General features: G+C 43.6%; 17 protein-coding genes, 2 rRNA genes and 1 pseudogene. 15 read left to right on the forward strand and 5 right to left on the reverse strand.

Translation table 11 applies throughout. The annotated features are described in order from the left end of the window. Positions 1 to 311: ribosomal RNA gene (locus tag BHC43_RS00785) — 23S ribosomal RNA — on the forward strand; the annotation flags it as partial. A gap of 110 nt (positions 312 to 421) precedes the next feature. Next, positions 422 to 534: ribosomal RNA gene (rrf, locus tag BHC43_RS00790) — 5S ribosomal RNA — on the forward strand. Between the two features lie 70 nt (positions 535 to 604). Here the strand turns inward: rrf and BHC43_RS00795 are convergent. Continuing rightward, a pseudogene (locus tag BHC43_RS00795) lies at positions 605 to 790 on the reverse strand (tRNA (cytidine(34)-2'-O)-methyltransferase); the annotation flags it as partial. Between the two features lie 215 nt (positions 791 to 1005). Here BHC43_RS00795 and BHC43_RS00800 point away from each other — a divergent pair. The 4 genes from BHC43_RS00800 to BHC43_RS00815 all read left to right on the forward strand — a co-directional run bounded on the left by BHC43_RS00800 (position 1006) and on the right by BHC43_RS00815 (position 7953). Further along, positions 1006 to 2436 (forward strand): UbiA family prenyltransferase, encoded by a 1431-nt coding sequence (locus tag BHC43_RS00800; protein ID WP_180297400.1) that lies wholly within the window; start codon positions 1006 to 1008, stop codon positions 2434 to 2436. Positions 2437 to 2753: 317 nt separating this feature from the next. Beyond that, positions 2754 to 5081 carry a hypothetical protein gene (locus BHC43_RS00805; protein ID WP_100156207.1) on the forward strand — a complete coding sequence of 776 codons (2328 nt, stop codon included), beginning with the start codon at positions 2754 to 2756 and terminating at the stop codon, positions 5079 to 5081. Between the two features lie 366 nt (positions 5082 to 5447). Then, a complete protein-coding gene (locus BHC43_RS00810) occupies positions 5448 to 6635 on the forward strand; it encodes a M20 aminoacylase family protein (protein WP_218966440.1) in 1188 nt (395 codons plus the stop codon). Between the two features lie 37 nt (positions 6636 to 6672). Continuing rightward, positions 6673 to 7953, forward strand: coding sequence for an MFS transporter (locus tag BHC43_RS00815; RefSeq protein ID WP_100139623.1), 1281 nt, complete (start codon positions 6673 to 6675; stop codon positions 7951 to 7953). A gap of 59 nt (positions 7954 to 8012) precedes the next feature. On the opposite strand, the gene tkt is transcribed toward BHC43_RS00815, so the two are convergent. Further along, positions 8013 to 9998, reverse strand: coding sequence for a transketolase (gene tkt, locus BHC43_RS00820; protein ID WP_100152150.1), 1986 nt, complete (start codon positions 9996 to 9998; stop codon positions 8013 to 8015). 307 nt (positions 9999 to 10305) lie between these two features. On the opposite strand from tkt, the gene BHC43_RS00825 reads away from it, so the two are divergent. Beyond that, a complete protein-coding gene (locus tag BHC43_RS00825; RefSeq protein ID WP_100152698.1) occupies positions 10306 to 10629 on the forward strand; it encodes a ComEA family DNA-binding protein in 324 nt (107 codons plus the stop codon). A gap of 24 nt (positions 10630 to 10653) precedes the next feature. On the opposite strand, the gene BHC43_RS00830 is transcribed toward BHC43_RS00825, so the two are convergent. After that, the gene (locus BHC43_RS00830) at positions 10654 to 11541 is read right to left on the reverse strand and encodes a LysR family transcriptional regulator (protein ID WP_100156209.1); all 888 of its coding nucleotides are present in this window, start codon (positions 11539 to 11541) and stop codon (positions 10654 to 10656) included. A 229-nt stretch (positions 11542 to 11770) separates the two neighbouring features. Between BHC43_RS00830 and BHC43_RS00835 the strand changes: the two genes are divergently transcribed. The 6 genes from BHC43_RS00835 (at position 11771) to BHC43_RS00860 (ending at position 17480) form a co-directional block, all read left to right on the forward strand. Beyond that, positions 11771 to 13126 (forward strand): CitMHS family transporter, encoded by a 1356-nt coding sequence (locus BHC43_RS00835; protein ID WP_100139626.1) that lies wholly within the window; start codon positions 11771 to 11773, stop codon positions 13124 to 13126. 41 nt (positions 13127 to 13167) lie between these two features. After that, positions 13168 to 14505 carry an acyclic terpene utilization AtuA family protein gene (locus BHC43_RS00840; protein WP_100152699.1) on the forward strand — a complete coding sequence of 446 codons (1338 nt, stop codon included), beginning with the start codon at positions 13168 to 13170 and terminating at the stop codon, positions 14503 to 14505. A gap of 2 nt (positions 14506 to 14507) precedes the next feature. After that, the gene (locus tag BHC43_RS00845) at positions 14508 to 14810 is read left to right on the forward strand and encodes an AtuA-related protein (RefSeq protein ID WP_100139627.1); all 303 of its coding nucleotides are present in this window, start codon (positions 14508 to 14510) and stop codon (positions 14808 to 14810) included. 126 nt (positions 14811 to 14936) lie between these two features. After that, entirely contained in the window at positions 14937 to 15590 is a 654-nt protein-coding gene (gene atoD, locus BHC43_RS00850; RefSeq protein ID WP_100152152.1) for an acetate CoA-transferase subunit alpha, read from the forward strand. Positions 15591 to 15602: 12 nt separating this feature from the next. Next, on the forward strand, positions 15603 to 16268 hold the full coding sequence (locus BHC43_RS00855) for a 3-oxoacid CoA-transferase subunit B (RefSeq protein WP_100152153.1): 666 nt from the start codon (positions 15603 to 15605) through the stop codon (positions 16266 to 16268). A gap of 30 nt (positions 16269 to 16298) precedes the next feature. Continuing rightward, complete coding sequence (locus BHC43_RS00860; RefSeq protein WP_100156210.1) at positions 16299 to 17480, forward strand: acetyl-CoA C-acetyltransferase; 1182 nt, start codon at positions 16299 to 16301, stop codon at positions 17478 to 17480. A gap of 115 nt (positions 17481 to 17595) precedes the next feature. Here the strand turns inward: BHC43_RS00860 and BHC43_RS00865 are convergent, their stop codons facing one another. After that, complete coding sequence (locus tag BHC43_RS00865) at positions 17596 to 18012, reverse strand: GFA family protein (RefSeq protein WP_100156211.1); 417 nt, start codon at positions 18010 to 18012, stop codon at positions 17596 to 17598. Between the two features lie 116 nt (positions 18013 to 18128). Further along, positions 18129 to 18512, reverse strand: a complete 384-nt coding sequence (locus BHC43_RS00870; RefSeq protein ID WP_100139632.1) for an MAPEG family protein — start codon at positions 18510 to 18512, stop codon at positions 18129 to 18131. Between the two features lie 254 nt (positions 18513 to 18766). Between BHC43_RS00870 and BHC43_RS00875 the strand changes: the two genes are divergently transcribed. Together BHC43_RS00875 and BHC43_RS00880 are read left to right on the forward strand one after the other, a co-directional pair. Beyond that, positions 18767 to 19942, forward strand: coding sequence for a phosphoglycerate kinase (locus BHC43_RS00875; RefSeq protein ID WP_100156212.1), 1176 nt, complete (start codon positions 18767 to 18769; stop codon positions 19940 to 19942). 465 nt (positions 19943 to 20407) lie between these two features. After that, the gene (locus BHC43_RS00880) at positions 20408 to 22816 is read left to right on the forward strand and encodes a membrane-bound PQQ-dependent dehydrogenase, glucose/quinate/shikimate family (protein ID WP_100156213.1); all 2409 of its coding nucleotides are present in this window, start codon (positions 20408 to 20410) and stop codon (positions 22814 to 22816) included. Positions 22817 to 22861: the final 45 nt, after the last annotated feature.

Consider the following 22861-nt stretch of genomic DNA (forward strand, 5'->3'; position numbering starts at 1 on the left):
CGTGAGACAGTTTGGTCCCTATCTGCAGTGGGCGTTGGAAGTTTGACGGGGGCTGCTCCTAGTACGAGAGGACCGGAGTGGACGAACCTCTGGTGTACCGGTTGTGACGCCAGTCGCATCGCCGGGTAGCTAAGTTCGGAAGAGATAAACGCTGAAAGCATCTAAGCGTGAAACTCGCCTGAAGATGAGACTTCCCTAGGGATTTAATCCCTCTGAAGAGACGTTCGAGACCAGGACGTTGATAGGTCGGGTGTGGAAGAGTGGTAACACTTGGAGCTAACCGATACTAATTGCTCGTGAGGCTTGACTCTATCATTTGAAGGACTTCGCACACAGAAGGTGTGCAAGGTAAATGATAAAGCTTACTGATGAGAATACAAGCATCACCAAGATTAAGGCTTTCTGATTTGACAGTTTAAAGTCTGGCGGCCATAGCGGGTTGGTCCCACGCCTTCCCATCCCGAACAGGACCGTGAAACGACCTAGCGCCGATGATAGTATGGATGCCCATGTGAAAGTAGGACACCGCCAGACACCCATTAAGAAGAACCCAGTAGACTATCTACTGGGTTCTTTGCTTTGTGCTAAATGGAAACGCAACTGGTTAAGACAAACCAGCGAACCCCTGCTGCCGTAGCGCTTCGTACAACACAATGGCCGCTGCGTTGGATAGATTCAATGAGCGGATATGGGAAGTCTGAGGGATACGCAGGCAGTGATCTGCTCTGGCCTGTGCGAACTCCTGCGGCAGGCCGGTCGTTTCCCGGCCAAAGAGGAAATAGATTGCTTGCCTGCTGTTGCTGTAGTCAAATCCTGTGTGGGGGCGGGTATAATTAGTATAAAATTATTAACTATATATTTACTCATAACTGTTTCTAAATCAGGGAAAGTTGTTCTTTATTTGTTTGATATCTGATTTAATCAAGATAAATAATCTATATGTTGATGGTATTGACTGTTATATATAAAATTATTTTTTTTTGTTTGATTTGCTAAGGAAAAATAGTGCAAGAATCTAGTCATCCACTTGTAGTGGATTTAGATGGAACTTTAATTCTGACTGATTCGTTACATGAAAATTTAATAGCCTTGATTAAGATAAAACCTTATGTAATTTTTAAACTGATCAAGTTATGTTTTCATAGCAAGGTAGAATTAAAAAAATTTGTTTATGAGCAGACAGGTTATCGTGCTGAACAAATGCCTTATCGCCAAGAACTACTCGAATATATTTGGCATGAAAAACAAAATGGAAGAAAAATCTACCTAGCCACTGCTGCATATGAAGGTATTGCAGAAAAAACTGCTAACTATCTTCAATGCTTCGATGATGTTATTGCTACTAATTCTAGGCAAAATCTAAAAGGTATTAATAAACTCAATGCCATACAGGAAAAGATTGGTCAAGAATTTGTTTATGCCGGTGATAATGTTGCTGATTTAGTAATCTGGAATGAAGCATGTGGTGCAATTGTAGTAGGAAAAAAAGTAAATCAATTAACTCTCAAGATTCAACAATCTGGAACACCTGTTTTAAAGAAATGGGAAAATACAGGTTTTAGCATCACTATCTGGATGAAAGCGATTCGCATACATCAATGGCTAAAAAATATTTTACTTTTTGTTCCTCTGTTAACTGCTTTTCAGTTCTTTGATTTGCATAAATTATTTACAACTTTTGTCGGATTTGTGGCTTTTTCTTTAGGTGCATCAGCAACTTATATCCTTAACGATTTATGGGACATAGAAAATGATCGTGTCCATAGTAATAAAATGCAGCGCCCTTTCGCATCGGGAAAGTTATCAATCGTACAAGGTATAACAGCCAGTCTAGTACTATTAATCATTGCTGCTATTATTGCTATCAATATTTCTTGGATGTTTTTTAGTGTTTTTTTATTATATTTATTGATAACTACTATATATAGTTTGAGATTAAAACAAATTATATTGCTTGATATTATAATTTTGTCTGTTTTGTATACCATCCGAATTTTTGCTGGAGGTGTGGTTACAAATATTGATTTAAGCTATCCGCTTTTAGCTTTTTCAATTTCCATTTTCTTAAGTCTAGCTACAGTTAAACGTTGTACTGAGCTGATTGCTATGCCAGATGAAAAAAAAGTAATTGCTGGTAGGGGTTATATTAAATCCGATTTGGATATACTTTGGCCTTTGGGTATAAGCACCTATATCGGAGCCATTATTCTATTTGGTCTATACATTACTGCATCTGAAACAATTGTTCTTTATCATGTCCCCGCTTTATTGTGGTTGGTGCAGCTCCTCATGATTTATTTGATAGGTAACTTATGGATGATGACAAAACGTGGTTTGATGAATGAGGATCCAATTGTTTTTTTAATTCAGGATAAAAAAAGCCTAGCTTTGCTGGCTTTAATTATAGGTATCATATTATTGGCTAGATATTTATAAATTTAGAAAGTGGAAGAGTTGCAGAAATATTTTCTACTTGCTGTTATTAATTCTAGAATAGGGTTATAAGCCATTTTAGTACATTTCAATTCCGGACTATTTGTTTAGCAGGTTCATTCTGGATTCACTGTACTTGGCGTATCAGTTTTGATGATTTTTATAACACACCTATTTAAAGTACTGTTTGCGAACGTTGATCAAAAGTTTATGTCAGATACTGATAAGATGATTCGATAATTTGTATGAATTCTGTCTAGTACCGATATTGAGTTGATATGTGCCGCTTGTAATAATCTTAATGATTCGGATAAAAATTGATGAACCAAAATAAAATTAACCCTAAACAGGCTCTGTTATTTTCTTTTTTTTATGCTATTACTGTTATAACTATTTGTTGTTTGTTTCAGAACGATTTTTTTTGTGTTGATGATGCCGAATTTGAAATGCTGGGTTTTTTCAAACAGATGGGCCATATATGGTCACAGGGTAAAATACCTTTAATTGTTGATTCGATGTATTTTGGCGGTAATGAAGTGATTGATTTAGATAGAGGAATTTTTTTGCCGCAAAATATTCTCGTTTCTCTCATTACTTACAAGTTTGATGATATTCAGTTACCTGGACGGGTATTAGCTTTCATTAATATTGTATTAGTATGCCTTTCGTCTTTGTCTATTGCTAAAACGTTCAAACTGCAAAATTGTTATGCTTATGCATTTGCTAGTTTAGCTGTGATTCAGCCAATTTTTCTTTATCAGTATTTAGGTGCATGGTGGAATGCAGCTAGTGGGCAGGCTTGGGCCATGGTTTCTATTGCCACTTTTTTGTTACTTCAAAATCATTTTTCTAAAACAAATATTGTTTTAAATTTTATTTCAGTCATTTTTTTGTTAGCAGCTGGCTGGCCACATGGTGTCATCGGGTACGTTGTTTTTGTTGTAGTCAGTGTAGCTTATCAACTAAAACAGTTTAATGGATTGCATAAAGCATTTTATTTAAGTTTACCTACTATTTTGGCTTTTATTTTTGCTTTACCGATTTATTCTGAATATATTTTTTCACATGAGTTAATTAACCGTGTTAGTGGATTTGATAACCAAAATAAAGCTTTTATACCGTCTTGGGCAACAATCCTTATGGGTTTTTTCCCTACATTTTATGATTACATGACTTATTTTAGCTATAAATTAATACTCATTCCTTTAGGTTTTTCAACTTTATTCGTGCCAATAGTTTTTTTTTACTACAATGTGAAATCATTATGGCAAAAAAATGACAATTTAAAATTATTTTTGACTTTAATGATTGCGTTTTTTGTTTTGTCACAAATGCCCAGTCAGTTTGGACCTTTTCGCTGGCCTTTTCGCTTTTTACCTTTTCTAAGTTTATTTGAGTGTTTAGCTGTATTCTATATTTTGCAATTTGCTCAAGGTGTAAATGAGAAAGGTATAAATTTAAATAAAAAAGTTTCTTTTGTTTTATACATTATCTTGGGCTGTTTTTTTCTTGGATTACCTTTTTATGCCGGATTTGATACATTTGCGCTGATTTTATGTTTTATATTAATTTTATTTTTATTGGAGCGCGATTTATTTTTTTTAGATAAAAGTATTTTGGCAAATTTGAATAAGAAATATTTGTGTTTTATTCTTTTGTCGTCAATATTTGTTTTTTTTAATTCTTGGAATCTCCATCCTATTTTTGTTGTGTTGCAGATTTTTTCAATTTGGTTACTTTTATTGAGCCCTATGTTTATAAAGAGAAAAAGCTCATTTTCAATGGTAGGGTTAAGTTTATTAATACTATTAATTATATTAAATGGATTGCCAACTTTGGGTGGCTATTATTCAAGACATACTGATTTAGCAGAGCAAATTAGTTTACCTAAAAATGTCAATTTGGAAGGCTATGTTTTATCGCTTCCTGATAATACTAATTTAAAACAGATTAGACAATTTAATGATATTGCTTCTGCTCTGTTTGGTTTTTATGGTATTAAATCAATAAATGGTTATACTCCGGTTGGTAATAAAAGATTAGATAAGGTTCTGCCTGCAAATCAAACTTCGCATGGTATTTTCAAGCCTGAGATGGCTTTAAAGAATATTTTGCAATTATCTGACAAATCTCATGTTTGTCAGGCTGAATTGATGCGTATTAGCACAATTATTGTAGATAAAGCTAATTATTCTGCTTTTAGTTCTCAGTTTGAGCAATGTGGATATACCGTGGTTCAAAATGCTGGTAGCAAAAATGATCTTTATGTTTCGCTATCGTTTGACAAAACTATAGGATGGAACAGAAATTCTCCTTTTGTATTTCCTAATATTGCGGGCGTTAATGTCTTATCACATCAAAATAATATTGATTTAATTAGAATCCCAGAACATAAAGAGGTGTTAACTCTTATTTTTCCTCGCTTATGGTGGTTTGGTTATACTGCAAAAATTAACGATCACTCTTTACCTGTTGTTGCGGATGATTCTGGATCTTTAGTGCAAGTTTCAGTCCCACCACAATGGAATGGTGTGTTAAAGCTTAGTTATTTTCCTGTTACTTGGCGCTATGTTTGGGTTTTACCTTTGGTTGCCATGTTTGCGCTAATTTTATTATTGATATTTAATAGAGATATGAAATTTAGGTAGAATATTGAATTTTTGTGAGAATTTAATATTTTGATATATATTAAAAGCTGGATAATACGTTTTTAATGTTTAAATGCACTTTATATTTTGATGTAAAGTGCATTTTCTTTTAAATTTTTTTTGGATATTAATCTATCAATTAACAACTTAATTTTAATAATGTTGAAAAAAATTTAAGTTATTAGTTTGATTTTTGGATATAAATATGTAATCTATTTAAATAAATCATATATTTATATAATAGGTTCCTAATAATTATCGTTTATAAAATCAAATTCTGTTTTTAATTATTCTTTTTTGTCAATGAAAATTATGTTTGTTAAGCTATAATCCTTTCTTTTAAATAATATGTGTAAGGGTATGTTTATGAAAGCAGTGAGGGAAATGGTAGAGGCTGAATTGGATACTTTTGTTCAGCTACGTCATGATATTCATCAACACCCTGAGCTGGCTTTTGCTGAAAATCGTACCAGTGATCTGGTTGCTGGTATGTTGGAGCAATGGGGTTATCAAGTTGAGCGAGGAATTGGGGGCACCGGTTTAGTTGCCCAGCTTCGTGTTGGTGATGGTTCAAAGAGTGTCGGTATTCGTGCTGATATGGATGCGCTTCCGATTCTGGAAGAAAGTGGTGTGACGCATTCGAGTAAACATGAAGGGAAGATGCATGCCTGTGGTCATGATGGGCATACGACGATGTTGTTGGCAGCAGCGAAAGTGCTGGCAAGTAGAAAGGTGTTTAATGGAACGCTGAATTTGATTTTTCAGCCGGCTGAAGAGTATGGTAAATCGGGTAGCGGCGCAATGCAGATGATTGCTGACGGCCTTTTTGAAAAATATCCGTGTGATGCGGTATATGGTATGCACAATATGCCTGGTTATCCTCAGGGTGAGTTGCATTTTTATGATGGCTGGATGATGGCTTCTTCTGATGTGGCTACGATTACGGTTAAAGGGGTAGGTGGTCACGGGGCGAAACCACATAATACGCACGACCCTATTGTGGCTGCTTCTTCTATTGTGATGGCTTTGCAGACAATTGTGTCTCGTAATGTGAATCCGCTTGATTCAGCAGTGGTGACTGTGGGTATGTTCCATGCAGGTGTAGCCAATAATGTGATACCGGAACAAGCTGAATTAAAGCTGACTGTGCGTTGTTTTAAGCCGGAAGTACGTAAGATGTTGCAGGAACGTATTGAGGCTATAGCTCAGGCTCAGGCACAAAGTTTTAATGTGGTGGCTTCTGTGGATTATCAACATGGGTATGCTCCTGTATTTAACACGAGTAAGGAAACACAATTTGCCCGTGATGTTGCCCGTGATGTGGTTGCAGAAGAAAATATTGTAGACCAGACGCAACCTATGGCTGGTAGTGAAGATTTTGCGTTTATGCTGGAAAAGTGTCCGGGAAGTTATTTATTTATTGGTAATGGTCTGAAGGAAAAGGATGCTGCTTCTGGTTTTGATCTGCATAATCCTTATTATGATTTTAATGACAAGAATATTGCTATTGGTGCCACTTACTGGGTGGCGCTGGCAGAAAGATTTTTAAAATAATTCTGTTTTGATCTTTTTTTAATCAGGGAGTTTTGATATGAATACAGGCCAAGAGGCTGTTGAACACAGGAAGCCACCGGCGAAGGCGATTGCTGCGGCAGTAGCGGGTAATGCACTAGAATTTTACGATTTTATTATTTATTCGTTTTTCTCTGTTTATATTGCAAAGTCTTTTTTTCCAAACGATGATAAATTTATCAGCTTGCTGACTGCTGTGGCTGTTTATGGTGTTGGTTTTTTTACTCGTCCTCTTGGTGGACTCTTAATTGGCACTTATGCAGATAAAAAAGGGCGTAGAGCTGCCATGATTTTAACGGTAACGTTAATAACGATTGGTACGCTGGGACTGGCTGCTACGCCTAGTTATGAAAGTATCGGTGTTGCTGCCCCAATTATTGTGCTGTTGGCTCGTCTAGTACAAGGTTTGGCGCTAGGTGGAGAGGTTGGTCCGGCTTCATCTATGCTTATCGAATCAGCGCCTCCTAATCAACGCGCTTTTTATGCCAGCTGGCAAATGGCTAGTCAGGGTATTGCAGTGGCTGTAGGCGGAGTGGTAGGTTATGTGGTTTCTGCTACACTGAGTTCCGAGCAGTTGGCTAGTTGGGGATGGCGTATACCATTTCTGGTAAGTCTGGCATTAATTCCGATTGCTGTTTATATTCGCCGTGCTTTACCGGAAACTTTGGAAGAACCAGCCTATCATAGTGATTCTCAGATAATAAAATTAATATTCACGCGTTATCGAAAAGAAGTTATTCTGGGTATTTTAGCTTTGATGTCGACTGCTATTACGGCTCAGGTTGGCAATTATATGACTACTTTTGCTATTAATACGCTTGAGTTGAATCCGGCAGTTGCTCAAATTAGTACTGTTTTGGGCGGGATAATGATGTTTCTGTTTTCTCTGCTTGCGGGTTTTCTAGCTGATAAATATGGGCGCAAAAGTATTATGCTCTGGCCACGTGTGGCTTTGATGTTGCTGATTGTGCCAATGTTTTATATGTTGGTAAAAACTGAAAGTGTGGCAATGTTGTTGCTGGTGACGATGACAGTTACGTTGTTAACAGGAATGAGTGGTGCCAGTAGTTTGGTGGCAATTCCAGAAATGATGCCGATTGCGTTGCGCGCAACGGGTGTATCGTTAATTTATGCGATTGGTGTGACATTGTTCGGAGGTACGGCGCAGTTTGTGTTAACTTGGTTAATAGAGCATTTTGGTGCCGTTTCCCCTGCTTATTATGTGGTGGTTACCAGTGTATTTTCAATCATAGCGATGTTGATGATGCCAGAAACGCGCCATGTTAATGTAAAAGATTGATGAGAATTGATCTGATATAAAAAAGCCAGCAACTATTGCTGGCTTTTTTACGAGTTGATTTAAATTAGGCGTTTAACCACATCAATTACTTGTTCAACGGTAAAGCCAAATTCTTTGAAGAGTTGCTCTGCAGGCGCAGATTCACCAAAGCGGTTGATGCCGATAATAGCTCCGTTGTTGCCTACGTATTTGTACCAAGAATCACTGACGCCAGCTTCTATGGCAATACGAGGTAAGCCGGCTGGTAAGACGCTGTCGCGATAAGCTTTATCTTGCCTGTCGAAGATATTGGTATTGGGCATAGAGACAACGGTGGTGTCTATGCCCATTTCGGCTAGTTTGCTTTGCGCATTAATGGCTAGTTCAACTTCGGAACCAGTGGCAATCAGTACGGCCTGTGTTGTTTTTTCATTTGCGGTTTTCAACACGTATCCGCCACGGCGTATATCTGCTAGCTGTTGGCTGGTTCTTGGCATAAAAGGTAATCCCTGACGGCTGAAAATCAAGCAGCTTGGGTGGTTTTCAGCAGCTACGGCATCAGCCCAAGCTACCAATGATTCTGCGCTGTCGCACGGACGCCATACACTCATATTCGGAATGAGGCGTAAGGTAGCGATTTGTTCCACAGGCTGGTGTGTAGGGCCGTCTTCTCCTAAGCCAATTGAGTCGTGAGTAAATACGAATATCGGATTGATACGCATCAGTGCGGCCATGCGCAGGGCATTACGTGCATATTCGCTAAACATTAGGAAAGTAGCACCAAACGGCTTAATACCACCATGTAGGCTTAGGCCATTCATAATGGCTGCCATGCCGAATTCGCGCACGCCATAATGGATGTAGTTGCCGCCGTCTGTGGCTGTTACTGTACTACTGCCGGACCAGTCGGTAAGGTTGGAGGGAGTAAGGTCGGCTGAACCGCCAACAAACTCTGGCAGGATTTGCGCCAGAATTTCGATGCTGTTCTGACTGGCTTTACGTGTGGCTACTTTTTCTGCTTTATTGCATACTTGTTCAAGTGCGTTTTGCACGTGTTCGTTAAAATTTTCTGGCAATTTGCCATCCATGCGTCGCAAGAATTCGGCTGCTTCAGCCGGATATTGCTGCTGGTAATGGCTAAATAAATCTTGCCAGTCTTGTTCCAGTTTTGCGCCGGCTGCTGCTGCATTCCAATCGTCGTAGATTTCCTGTGGAATGGTAAAGGGCGCATGTGTCCAGTTAAGGGCTGTCCGTGTGGCGGCAATTTCTTCGGCACCTAGTGGGGCGCCGTGGGTTTTATGGCTACCCTCTTTATTAGCTGCACCTTTTCCAATTTTGGTTTTGCAGCATATGATAGATGGTTTATCTGTTTCTGCTTTAGCGGCGGTGATGGCTGCGCGGATGGCGGCTTCATCATGGCCGTCTACATTGGCCACGGTATGCCAGCCGTAAGCAGCAAAGCGTTCAGGAATGTTTTCGCTAAACCAGTTGTCTACTTTGCCATCAATGGAAATGTTATTGTCATCATATAAAACAATTAGTTTGCCTAGTTTGAGGGTGCCGGCCAGTGAGCATACTTCGTGTGAGATACCTTCCATTAAGCAGCCATCACCGACGAAAACGTAGGTGTAATGATCTATGATGTTGAAGCCGGGTTTATTGAATCGGGCTGCCAGAATTTTTTCGGCTAATGCCATACCAACTGCATTACCGATGCCCTGTCCCAGAGGACCGGTGGTGGTTTCGACGCCATCAGTGTAGCCATACTCGGGGTGGCCGGGTGTTTTGCTATGCAGCTGACGAAAGTTTTTCAGGTCTTCTATGCTGAGGTTGTAGCCGCTCAGATGCAGCAGGCTGTACAGCAACATGGAGGCGTGGCCATTGGATAAAATGAAGCGGTCACGGTTGTAGAATTTAGGATTTGCCGGGTTGTGTTGCAGGAATTCGCGCCACAGTACAGTTGCCATTTCGGCCATGCCCATTGGTGCGCCAGGGTGGCCGGAGTTGGCCTGTTGAATTGCGTCCATTGCTAGAAAGCGAATTGCGTTAGCCTGATGTGATGCCATGAAGTTGCCTTTTGATGAAGGGTGACAGCTGCCTGAATCAGCTTTGTTTTAGTGAGGTTCTAAACCTTGTTGTATGGGACAGGGTTTATCCGGTATGGATTATCCTGAATCTGTGCAAACCTTTCAAGGAAAGTATATTTTTTATGTTTGGTTTGTGGTGGGTTGTTTGGGTATTTGTGCTATATGAATTACTGAATGGGTATAAAAATAATATTTGCATAAATGTTATTTGTGTTTTATGCTTTTGGCACATTCTGAGTGTAAGGATGTGTTCAATTCTTCAAGTGGATATGCAGGGGAAATGCAAATGCGGAAAATGTTTGTGCTGCTGACATTATTGTTGGCTATGGTTTCGGTGCGGGCAGCGGTAAATATTAATTCTGCTACAGCACAGCAGCTACAATCCTTACCGAATATTGGAACGGTAAAAGCGCAGGCGATTGTGGAATATCGGAATGCACATGGTCCTTTTGCTTCTACTGCGGATATTATGAAGGTAAAGGGTATAGGTAAAGCTACTTATGAGAAGTTGCAGTATGAAATTAGTGTGAGCGGTAGTACTGCTTCGCCTGCTGTATCTCGTTCTGCATCCGGCCAGCGTCGTGCGCGTCCGGCTACAGCTGTAAAATAGGGTTATTCTAGTTTTTATGCGTATTTAATCGCTGAAGATGTTGGCTTTGATATGGTGGTAAAAATTCTCCGCCTGTGCTGAGAGTTTTCGTTCTTTGTGTTTTATCAGATATATGGATCTTTCCAGATTCATATCTTGTACGTCTTTGACGACCAAATTGTTGTGCTCAAACTGAAATAAGGTCAGTCTGGGCACCAGTCCAATGCCATAATTGGCAGCAACCAGCCCCATCATGGTGGTAAGCTGGCTGACTTCAATTACATAATTAATTCCAAATAAATCAACAATCTTATCGACATAATGGCGGATGCTAGTGCCTTTAGTGAAGCCTATCATGTCATATTCCAGTAGATCTTTGAGTTGGATATTATCTTTGCACGCCAGTGGATGGTTGATATGACAAATAAGATGAAATTTATCTGAAAAAAGAAATTCAGATGATATTTCTGTTAAAGACGGGGATTTGGCGGTTAAGGCCAGCTCGGCGTGTCCTTGTAATAAAGCTTGTAGGCATAAGTCCCATTGTGTGTCTAACAGTTCGACTTTGATGTTGGCATGCTGGTGATGAAAGGTGGCTAGCAGCTGCGACACCCATTGCACGACGATGGAGGGCATGACTGCGAGTATTAGTTTTTCCTTATAGGCATTGGCATGAGAACGTATTTCTTTGGTTGTTCGTTCGTAAGCAAACATGAGTTCACGTGCCAGTTTGATGAAGTGGATACCGTTTTCATTTAGGCAAACTTTGCGGGTATCTCTGTCAAACAGGCGGTAGCCAATTTCCTGTTCTAAATTAGCTATAAGGCTGCTGAATGCAGGCTGAGATAAATGAATTTTCTGTGCGGCCCGGGTGAAATTGTCTTCTTCAACCAATGCGAGAAAAGCTTTTATTTGTTTGATTGATATATTCATTTATCATTAATTGCCGGTTTTTATTTTTATCATTTTCTACGATAGCATATTTTCTGCAAAGTTTATTTTTTTTTTATCAATGTTTTTTAAAGCGGATTTGATTAATCGATTTTCTTTATTAATCCATCTTTTTAATCGATTAGACAGGGTGGGTCGTTATGGTGAGAATGCTGCATTGTTGGATATTGATTCTTTTTTTTATTAATAACGACCCAAAAAGGGGACTTTTATGCTGGCTTTAATAGGCATATTAACTATTGCAACTTTGCTGTTTTGTATTATGAGCAAGCGGCTATCGCCGATTGTCGCTTTAATTACGATTCCGATTCTGGGAGCGGTGGTTGCGCTTTATGCTGTGCCATTGTTCGATGGTGGTCAGGAAATTGTGCCACATTACACCACGATTCCTAAGATGGTGGTGGCGGGGATTGCGAAACTGGCACCGATGGCGGCTATGTTTGTGTTTGCCATTATTTTCTTTGGTGTGGTAAGCGATGCGGGGATGTTTGATCCGATTATTGCCAAAATTCTGAAGGTTGTCGGTACCAGTCCGAAGAAAATCATTATCGGTACGGGTGTGCTGGCGCTGATTGCGCATTTGGATGGTAATGGTGCGGTGACTTTTCTGATAACTGTACCGGCGATGCTGCCTTTGTATGACAAGTTGGGCATCGATAAAAGAATTCTGGCCGGTATTACGGCATTGAGTGCAGGTGTAAATTTTCTGCCTTGGACGGGGCCGATGATTCGCGCTGCGGCTGCTTTGGATGTATCGACGCATGATTTGTTTACGCCTTTGATTCCCGCACAGATTTGCGGTTTGGCATTCATGGTATTTATGGGCTGGTACTGGGGTCGTAAGGAAGAACGGCGTTTGGGGCTGGCTGGAGCTACAGCCGGTGCTGGTGGTGATGAAAATGCGGTAACGCATTTTGCGCCTAAAGAGCTGACTGAGGAAGAACGCAAACTGCGTCGTCCGCATTTATTCTGGCCGAATATTATTCTGGTGGTTTTGGTGATTACCGGTATGGTGGCCACTAAGATTCCGCCGGTTGTTATTTTTATGGTGGCCTGCTGTATTGCGCTGACGCTGAATTACCGTAAACCGGCTGAGCAATCTGCGCGAATTAATGCGCATGCTAAGGGTGCGCTGATGATGGCCTCGATTTTGTTTGCGGCAGGTGTGTTCACGGGCATTATGGGTGAATCCGGCATGCTTAAGGCGATGGCGGTTTCTGCTGGTCATTTTGTGCCTGATGCGCTTTCTTCTCATATTCCGTTTATTGTCAGTCTGATTGCGATGCCGCTGAGTCTGGTATTTGATCCTGATTCTTATTATTTCGGCATTATGCCGGTAGTGGCGAATATTGGCGGTTTCCCGCCGATTGAGGTGGCACAGGCTTCTTTGCTGGGACAGATGACTACAGGTTTTCCGGTAAGTCCGCTGACGCCTGCTACTTTTCTCTTATGCAGTCTGTGTGGTGTGGATCTGGCCGATCATCAGAGATTCAGTATTCCGGTTTTGTGGCTGGCTTCTATTGTGATGGCGATTGGTGCAGTGGTGACGGGTGTATTCCCGCTGTAAAAGGCTGTTTGTAAATTATTGTGTGTAATGAGGTATGGATGATGAAAAAAATCAGAATTGGTTGCGGTGCCGGATATGCCGGCGACCGGATTGAGCCGGCGGTTGAGTTGGCTGAAAAAGGGAATATTCAGTATCTGGTGTTTGAATGTTTGGCTGAGCGGACGATTGCGATTGGTCAGCGCCAGAAAAAACACAATCCGGATGCTGGTTTTAATGAATTGCTGGGTGCACGCATGCGGGCGGTATTGCCGGCCTGTCTGGAAAAGGGCATTAGGATTGTGACCAATATGGGTTCTGCCAATCCGCGGGCTGCTGCGAAGTTAACTGCTGAGATTGCGCGTTCGCTAGGCGCTAAAAATCTGAAAATTGCGATTATTGAAGGTGATGATGTTTTTGAACAGGTCATGCAGCAGGATTTGCTGCTGGATGAACAGCAAAAACCGGTTTCGCAATGTGGCAAGAAAATTGTATCCGCCAACGCCTATATTGGTGCAGAACCTTTGGTGCAGGCACTGGCTAATGGTGCAGATATTGTGATTGCAGGACGTGTTTCTGACCCGTCTTTATTCCTGTCTATTATGATGCATGAGTTTCAATGGGCAGCGGATGATTGGGCGCATCTGGGTAAAGGCACGATTCTAGGACATTTGTTGGAATGTGCCGGCCAAATTACCGGTGGCTATTTTGCTGACCCAGGCTATCGTGATGTACCTGATCTGGCACGTTTAGGCTTTCCAATTGCTGAAATCAGTGCGGATGGTGATGCGGTGATTACTAAAGTTGAAGGTTCTGGCGGTATGGTGACGCCTGATACTTGTAAAGAACAGATGCTGTATGAAATTCATCGGCCGGATGAGTACAAAACGCCGGATGTGACTGCTGATTTCAGTCAGGTAACGTTTACTCAGGTGGGTAAGGATCGTGTGGCGGTATCAGGCGGTACCGGCCGTGCGCGTCCAGAAACGTTGAAGGTGTCTGTGGGGTATGAGGATGGCTTTATTGGTGAAGGTGAGATGAGCTATGCCGGCCCTGGTGCGGTTGAGCGTGGTCGTTTGGCTTTGGACATTGTGAAAGAACGTTTTGCGATTACTGGTGTACAGCCACAAGAGGTTCGTTTCGATTTAATCGGAGTGGATTCTTTGCATGGGGCGACGTTGTCTCGGAATAGTCAACCTTATGAAGTGCGTGTACGTGTAGCCGGCCGTTTTGAAACGAAAGCTGCTGCTGCGGTGGTGGGTAATGAAGTGGAAGCTTTGTATACCAATGGTCCTGCTGGCGGTGGCGGTGCAATGAAGTCTGTCAAAGAAATTGTGGCGATGGATTCTACTTATATTCCGCGTAATCTGGTGACAACCAGCATTGACTATCTGGAGGTTTGATAATGAAGCTACGTGAAATTGCACACTCTCGTACTGGTGATAAGGGCAATACTTCTAATATTTCAGTAATTGCTTATCAACCTGAAGACTTTGAGCGTCTGAAAGCGGCTGTTACACCGGAAAAGGTGAAAGCGTTTTTTGCTGACGTTGTGACCGGTGAGGTGGTGCGCTATGAGCTGCCAAATATTGGTGCGCTGAATTTTGTGATGTATGGCGCGCTGGGTGGCGGGGTGACCCGTTCTCTGGCTCATGATATGCATGGCAAAGGGCTAAGCGCCGCAATTCTAGATATGGATATTGAGTAATTGCTAAATGGCTGGCGGTAGCTGTGGGCACCGCCGGCCGACAAGACGATATGCCCTGATGTGCATGTAGGCTGGAAGGGTAGTTGCTTTTTGTCTAGATTTTGGTTTGTCTCAGGTTAGAAAAATATGAAAACGAAACAGCTCAGTTTGGCAGATGTGAAAAATCATTTGTGGGATGGCATGACAATCATGTTTGGTGGTTTTATGGGTATAGGTACGCCCGCCAAATTAGTACAGGCCATTCTGGATGCAGGGGTGAAAGATTTAACGATTATTGGCAATGACACGGCATTTGTAGAAACCGGTGTAGGGCCGTTGATTACGCATAATCGGGTGAAAAAAGTAATTACTTCCCACATTGGTACCAATCCGGAAACTGGTAAAAAAATGATTGCCGGCGAGATTGAGGTGGAGTTGGTGCCGCAGGGTACTTTGGCTGAGCGTATTCGTGCAGCCGGTGCCGGTCTGGGCGGAGTGCTGACGCCAACAGGGCTGGGAACGGTGGTTGAGGAAGGTAAGCAGAAAATTGAGGTGAATGGGCGCGAGTTTCTGCTGGAACTGCCTCTAGAGGCTGACTTGGCTATTGTGGAAGCCAAAACGGCCGATAAGCTGGGTAATTTGGTGTATGAGCTGGCGGCGCAGAATTTCAACCCGCTGGTTGCTCTGGCGGCGAAAACGGTAATTGTGGAAGCGAATAACGTGGTTGAAGTAGGCGCAATTACACCAGATGCAGCGATTACGCCAGCAGCACTGATTGATTATATTGTTTATCCAGCATAGGGGATTATTGCCATGAATGCAAAAGAGCTGATTGCACGCAGAATTGCGCTGGAATTTAATGACGGTGATGTGGTGAATCTGGGGATTGGTCTGCCGACACAGGTGGCCAATTATGTGCCGGAAGATGTTCATATTACCTTACAGTCTGAAAATGGTTTTCTGGGTCTGGCAGCATTTAATCCAGATGAAGCCAATCCGAATATGGTGAATGCTGGGGGGCAGCCGTGTGGTATTGCAGCTGGTGGCTGTACTTTTGATAGTGCGTTTTCATTTGCGCTGATTCGCGGCGGCCATGTGGATGCCTGTGTGCTGGGTGGTCTGGAAGTGGATCAGGAAGCCAGTCTGGCCAATTGGATGGTACCGGGCAAAATGGTGCCGGGCATGGGCGGAGCGATGGATTTGGTTACCGGAGCTCGCCGTGTGATTATCGGTATGGAACACTGCACGAAGAACGGTGAATCGAAGATTCTGAAAAAATGTAGTCTGCCGCTGACAGCTAAAAACAAAGTAAATCTGATTGTTACTGAGCTGGCGGTGTTTGCTTTTGTCGATGGACAGCTGGTGTTGCAGGAGCATGCGCCGGGCGTTGATTTGGAAACGATTAAGGCCAAAACACAGGCTGAATTTGTGGTTGCAGAAAATTTCTGCGAAATGACAATCAGCCAGCGAGGTTTGTAAAACGGGCAGTTGTCAGGTTAAGGAGTAGATATGGAACATGCGGTAATTGTTAGTGCAGCGCGTACACCAGTAGGCAGTTTCAATGGTTCGCTGGCCAGTGTGGGTACGGTGGATTTAGGCAGATTAGTGATTGCAGAATCGATTAGTCGTGCCGGTGTCGATGCGGGGCTGGTTGATGAAGTTGTGATGGGTAATGTGTTGCAGGCTGGGCTGGGACAAAATCCAGCACGGCAGGCAGCTCTGGCAGCTGGGTTGAATGATACGGTACCGGCTTATACGGTAAATAAAGTATGCGGTTCTGGTCTGAAAACGGTGGCTTTGGCGGCACAGGCTATTGCAGCTAAAGATGCAGAAGTGGTTATTGCGGGTGGTATGGAAAATATGAGCCGTGCACCGTATCTGCTGGACAGTGGAGCACGCTGGGGCTTTCGTATGGGCAATCAGCAGGTAATTGATACGATGGTTCATGATGGTTTGACTTGTGCAACCAATCATTATCATATGGGTATTACTGCTGAAAATATTGCACAAAAATATCAGATTAGCCGGCAGGAGCAGGACGAACTCGCTTTACGTTCGCAGCAGCTGGCGGCACAGGCTGTGGCTGCTGGTGTGTTCGACGCTGAAATTGTGCCGGTGACGATTAAGTCGCGTAAGGGTGAAATGGTGTTTGCTCGTGATGAGTATCCGCGTGCAGAAGCAACCACTGAGGGGCTGGCTAAGTTAAAACCAGCTTTCCGCGCCGAAGGTACGGTGACGGCGGGTAATTCATCTGGTATTAATGATGGTGCGGCAGCAGTGATGGTGATGGCGGAAAGTAAAGCTAGGGACCTAGGTTTGCAACCGCTAGCGCGTATTCGCAGCTATGCCAGTGCCGGTGTTGATCCTGCGCTGATGGGGCTTGGGCCAGTGCCGGCGACTCAGAAAGCTTTACAGAAAGCTGGTCTGTCTCTGGCAGATATTGATCTGATCGAGGCTAATGAAGCTTTTGCTGCGCAGTTTCTCGGGGTTGGGCGTGAGTTAAACTTTGATATGGATAAAACCAATGTTCATGGAGGGGCAATTGCACTTGGTCACCCCATTGGTGCCAGTGGTACACGTATTCTGGTAAGCCTGCTGTATGGTTTGCGTAAACGTGATGTACAGCTAGGTTTGGCTACTCTGTGTATTGGCGGCGGTCAGGGTATTGCCATGATAGTGGAACGGATGTGATGTTGTCGCAATTGTGTTAGTAAGGAATGGAATATGTGAGCCATGTAATACGGATGTGTTATGTGGCTTGTTTTTTGTCAGAAGCTATACCTGTTGATAGGGTGTGACTGGTATATTAGTTTTTATCTGCAATCATTTTCAGAATGTCGGCTTCTGTCATGTTGTGGGTTTGATTGGCAAAGGTGTAGCAGTCGGGTTTGTTGTCTATATACACTTGTAGGTTGAAGTTCAGTGGCAGGGGCGGTTTGAAAATCCATGCAGCTATGTAGTATCGGCCGCTGTGTTTTAATTGGTAGTAAAGATGGGTGCCGCAAGCTGAACAGAATGCCCGTTCTGCCCATTCTGATGATTGATAATGAGTGATCAGCTCTTTGTTATGAAATTGAATTTCACCAGTATGCATGATGGTCATTAATGGACCAGCATTCCATTGGCGGCAGGTATGGCAGTGGCAGGCACTCATGGAATAATCTTCCAGTTCAAGGGAAAAAGTAATTTTTCCACACAAACATGAGGCAGTGTGATTTGCCATGTATGGACTCCAATAGAAGATGTATAGCGTAGTAGACGGCAGCAGTTAGGCTTTTGGTCTGACTACTGCTGTCTGTAGGCTTTGGTTATGTTTTTATATTGCTACTGACTACACTTTTAGATGGCAGCGATATATAAGGCGATGATGCACACGACGCCTAATCCCCAAATGCAGGAGCGGGCAAAGGATTTATCTTGGATGTAGCAGTATAGGTAACCTATCCGGCTGAGTATGAATAGAATGCTCCAGAAGTTAATAGTGAACTGAGCAGCCTCGCCAGTGGCATGAGCTATGATAACCGCAGCGGCAAAGGGGGCGAAAATTTCGTAACCATTTTGTTGCGCTGCATTGGCGCGAGCAGCTTTGCCTTCTGCTCTAGCCAGAAATTCGCGCGGCTGATGATTGTCGTCAGCACTGAAGCCACCGCTTTTTTTTGCATAGGAGGCGGCAATCCATGGCAGTAGCATGGCTATGAAAACACACCAGTAGGCAAGGGTCATGATGTTATCCTGTTTGAGTATGCTTACGTATTGGGTTGATAATGGTTTTAACTATATTAAGGGTATATGTGCTTTCGGTTTTATCCGGTTTCTGACTTTACCCTGAATTTAAATTATAAGATAATTCAAAGTTTTTCAAGTTTTTTGTGCTTGATAACTATTTTTATGTGTTTGTTGCGCTGATGAGGTGGTCGTCGGGCGGTTTTGGGTGGTAAGGCGATTTTGTCGGCGTTTTTTGTTTCGGGAACTCTACCATGTTGTTTAAAAAGTTGGCTGACCAGAATGTGTCGGGCAAAACTGTTGTTATTCGGGTGGATATGAATGTGCCGGTAAAGGATGGTGTGATTGCAGATGATACGCGCATTCGTGCTTCGCTGGATTCAATCCGTTTTTGTTTGCAGCAAGGGGCTGCTGTTGTGGTATTGACGCATCTGGGGCGTCCGAAAGCTGGAGCACCGAAGCCGGAAGACAGTGTGGCGCCGGTAGCACAGCGTCTAGGCGATCTGCTGGGGCAAGAAGTCAGGGTAGTGGAAGATTGGCGTGAGCATAAACCGCAGTTACAGGCGGGAGAGGTGGTGATGCTGCCTAATGTGCGCCTGAATGTTGGAGAGAAAGAAAATGACTCTGCTCTGGCTGAGGCTTATGCTGCGCTGGGTGATGTGTATGTAAATGATGCGTTTGGGACGGCACACCGAGCTGAAGCTTCTACTGTAGCGGTAGCCGCGGTGGCGGGTATTGCCTGTGCTGGTATGCTGTTGACGGCTGAGCTAGATGCGCTGTCACAAGCGTTGCAAAATCCCCAAACACCGGTGGTGGCGATTGTGGGTGGCAGTAAGGTATCGACTAAACTGACGATTCTGGAGAGTTTGGCTGATAAAGTGGACCATTTGATTGTTGGCGGCGGGATTGCCAATACTTTTTTGCTGGCACAAGGCTTGCCAGTGGGACAGTCGCTGGCGGAAGCGGAGCTAGTAAACAATGCGCGGCAGATTCTGGACAAAATTGCGGCTAAGGGCGGGGATATTCCGCTGCCCACTGATGTGGTAGTGGCGAAACGCTTTGCGGCAGATGCGCCGGCTGAAATCAAAAATGTGGCAGATGTGGCGGCGGATGATATGATTTTGGATATTGGCCCGCAGTCAGCACAAAAGCTGGCACAGATGCTGAAATCGGCCAGAACAATTGTTTGGAACGGCCCTGTAGGGGTGTTTGAGTTTGCTTCGTTTGCGCATGGTACTGAGGTGCTGGCTGAGGCAATTGCGGCTAGTGATGCTTTTTCAATTGCTGGTGGCGGCGATACGCTGGCGGCGATTGCTCAGTTTGGTGTCAAGGATGATATTAGTTATATCAGTACTGGCGGTGGTGCATTTTTGGAGTTTTTGGAGGGTAAGACCTTGCCAGCTGTGGCTGCGTTAACTGCCCGTGCGTAGGTCGGAATAATTCTGCCGGTACTGCTCCGGTATCTATGATGATGGCGAAACCGCTACTAATAGCGGTTTCGCTTTTTTTATGGCCGTAAGTCCGGCTGTTATGACTACTCTGATGTGATGATAAAGAATGAGATTATGGATTTGTTTGGATTTAAATGAGTGCCTGCACTGGCTAGGAGCAGAAATTTTTTAAAAAGCGCACTTTTTTAATTTTTTGCTTGGTCTGTTTTTACTTATCAACTATAGCTTGAATGTTAATTTTTTGACAATGGCTTATTTTCAAGTTAATAATAATGCTGTTTTGTTAATTTTATTTTAATTTTGTTTGTTTAGGTCATTTAATTTCATTGATTTATAAATAATTATTTCAAATATTGGTATTGATTGCTGGCTGACGGGCAGGGTGGAGGCTTTGCGTGTTGGGTGGCAATTTTTTATTCACACACTTCAGGTTAGGAGTAGTTGATGTCTGGTTCTTCAGGTGGTTGCTGGCGTTGTTTACCTCGCTGGCTGCTGGTATTGATTTTACTGGCAAGTGGTCTGGCGCTGGGCTATGGCGGGATAGTGCTGCTGATGCAGGGCGGATCCATGTATTATCTGCTGGCCGGTATTGCGTATTTGGTGCTGGCGGTGCTGGTAGCTAAGCGTAAGCCTTGTATGGCTTTAGTTTCACTGCTGATTTTTGTGGCAACGTTTATCTGGGCATTGGTGGATGCACCGGAGCTGACTTTCTGGCCGCTATTGTCGCGACTGGTAGTGCCGGCTCTGCTGCTGATGATGACTTTCTGGTCAGGCAGTGGTTATTCAGGTGTTTCGACTGGGGCTCGCCGTTTCTACAACTGGGGCGGAGCAGTTATTTTCCTGGTGTTGCTGGCTACGCTTATTGCGGCATATTTTCCGCATGGTGAGATTCGTAATCAGGTCGCCATTAGCGAGAATGCAGCTGCTGCTCAGGAAAGTGCGCGTAATCCAGCTGATTGGGCATTTTTTGGCCGTAATCAGCACGGGACGCGTTTTGCGCCTTATACGCAAATTAATCCGGATAATGTACGTAATCTACAGGTGGCATGGACATTCCATACCGGCCGCCGTACCAGTGGCAAGGCGATTGGTGTGGATGAGAATACGCCGTTGCAGATTGGTGACAAACTGTATTCGTGTACACCGGAAAATCTGGTTTCGGCTATTGATGCGGATACAGGTAAGCTGATTTGGCGCTTTGACCCAAAAGCGCGTACAGCTGAACATGTGACCTGTCGTGGTGTTGGCTATTATGATATGGATAAGGACGAAAGTCTTACTGCAGCTGAGAAAGCAGCCTATACTGAGCCAGTATGCCGCCGCCGTATTGTGGTTTCTACTGTTGATGCGCGTTTATTTACACTGGATGCGGATAAAGGTACGTTGTGCCCAGGTTTCGGTAATAAAGGCTATGTGGACCTGAAAACATATATGGGGCCGACTGAAAACAGTAAGCGCTATCACCCAACTTCGGTACCGGTGATGATGGGGCATCTGACGGTGGTTGGCGGCTGGGTACGTGATATCGTGCATGGTGAGCCTTCCGGTGCGGTGCGTGCGTTTGATGTGCGTGACGGTAAGCTGGTGTGGACTTGGGATATTGGTAAACCGGATGGTTTAGCTAAACCTGGTCAGAACTATACTTTAGAAACGCCAAATGTATGGACTATTCCTACTTATGATAAGGAACTGAATCAAGTTTACTTACCAACTGGTAATGGCCCTCCGGATTACTGGGGCGGTGACCGCAATCACATTAAAGAAAAATTTGGTGCAGCTGTGGTGGCTCTAGATGCCAGCACGGGTAAGCTGCGCTGGGTGCGTCAGCTGATTCACCATGATGTGTGGGACTATGACCTGCCTTCTCAGCCGGTGATGTATGATGTGACTAATGATAAGGGACAGAAAGTTCCTGCTCTGATTCAGACCACTAAGACCGGTCAGATTTTTGTGATTGACCGTCGTAATGGTGAGTTTGTGACTAAGGTAGTGGAACGCCCTGTACCGACTGCTCCGGCTGCAGAAGGTGAGCATTTGGCGACTACGCAGCCGGATTCGGTAGGTATGCCGAGTATCGGAAATGAAACGCTGACTGAGCAACGGATGTGGGGTATTACACCGTTTGACCAGTTGTATTGCCGTATTTTGTTTAAGAAATCGGTATACAAAGGCCGTTTCACGCCACCGGGTGCGCAACCCTATATTGAATGGCCTAGTCTATTGGGTGGTATGAACTGGGGCGGTATTTCGATTGATGAATCGCGCAATCTAATGTTTGTTAATGATATGCGCATGGCACTGCGTATGCAGTTGGTCACTCGTGAGCAGGCTAAGCAGTATAAGGTATCCACTGATGAAGTACCTGGCTTTATGGGTACAATCCGGCCACAGGTGGCAGGTATTTATGGTGGGGTGAAGATTGATATTCTGCAATCTCCACTGGGTGTGCCGTGTCAGCAGCCTCCGTTCGGTACAATGAGTGCTATTGATTTAACCACTAAGCAGCTGGTATGGCAGGTACCTTTGGGTACGGTGCAGGATACTGGTCCGCTGGGTATTAAGACGCATCAGCAAATGCCGATTGGTATGCCTACTTTGGGCGGTCCTACGGCTACAGCTTCTGGTCTGGTGTTCTTTGCTGGTACGCAGGATTATTATCTGCGTGCTCTGGATGCGAAAACAGGTAAGGAAGTGTGGAAAGCGCGTCTGCCGGTAGGTTCGGTGGCTGCTCCGCTGATTTATGTTTCGCCGAAAACAGGTAAGGAATATGTAGTGATTTCAGCTGGTGGCACCAGCCATGCTACGGATGTAGGCGATTATGTAATTGCTTATGCGCTGCCGGATAAGAAATAATTCTGGCCGTTTGATTCAACAGCACCTGTAATGCAGGTGCTGTTT

The sequence above is a fragment of the Snodgrassella alvi genome (genome assembly GCF_002777855.1).
In the GTDB taxonomy this organism is placed as follows: Bacteria; Pseudomonadota; Gammaproteobacteria; order Burkholderiales; family Neisseriaceae; genus Snodgrassella; species Snodgrassella alvi_E.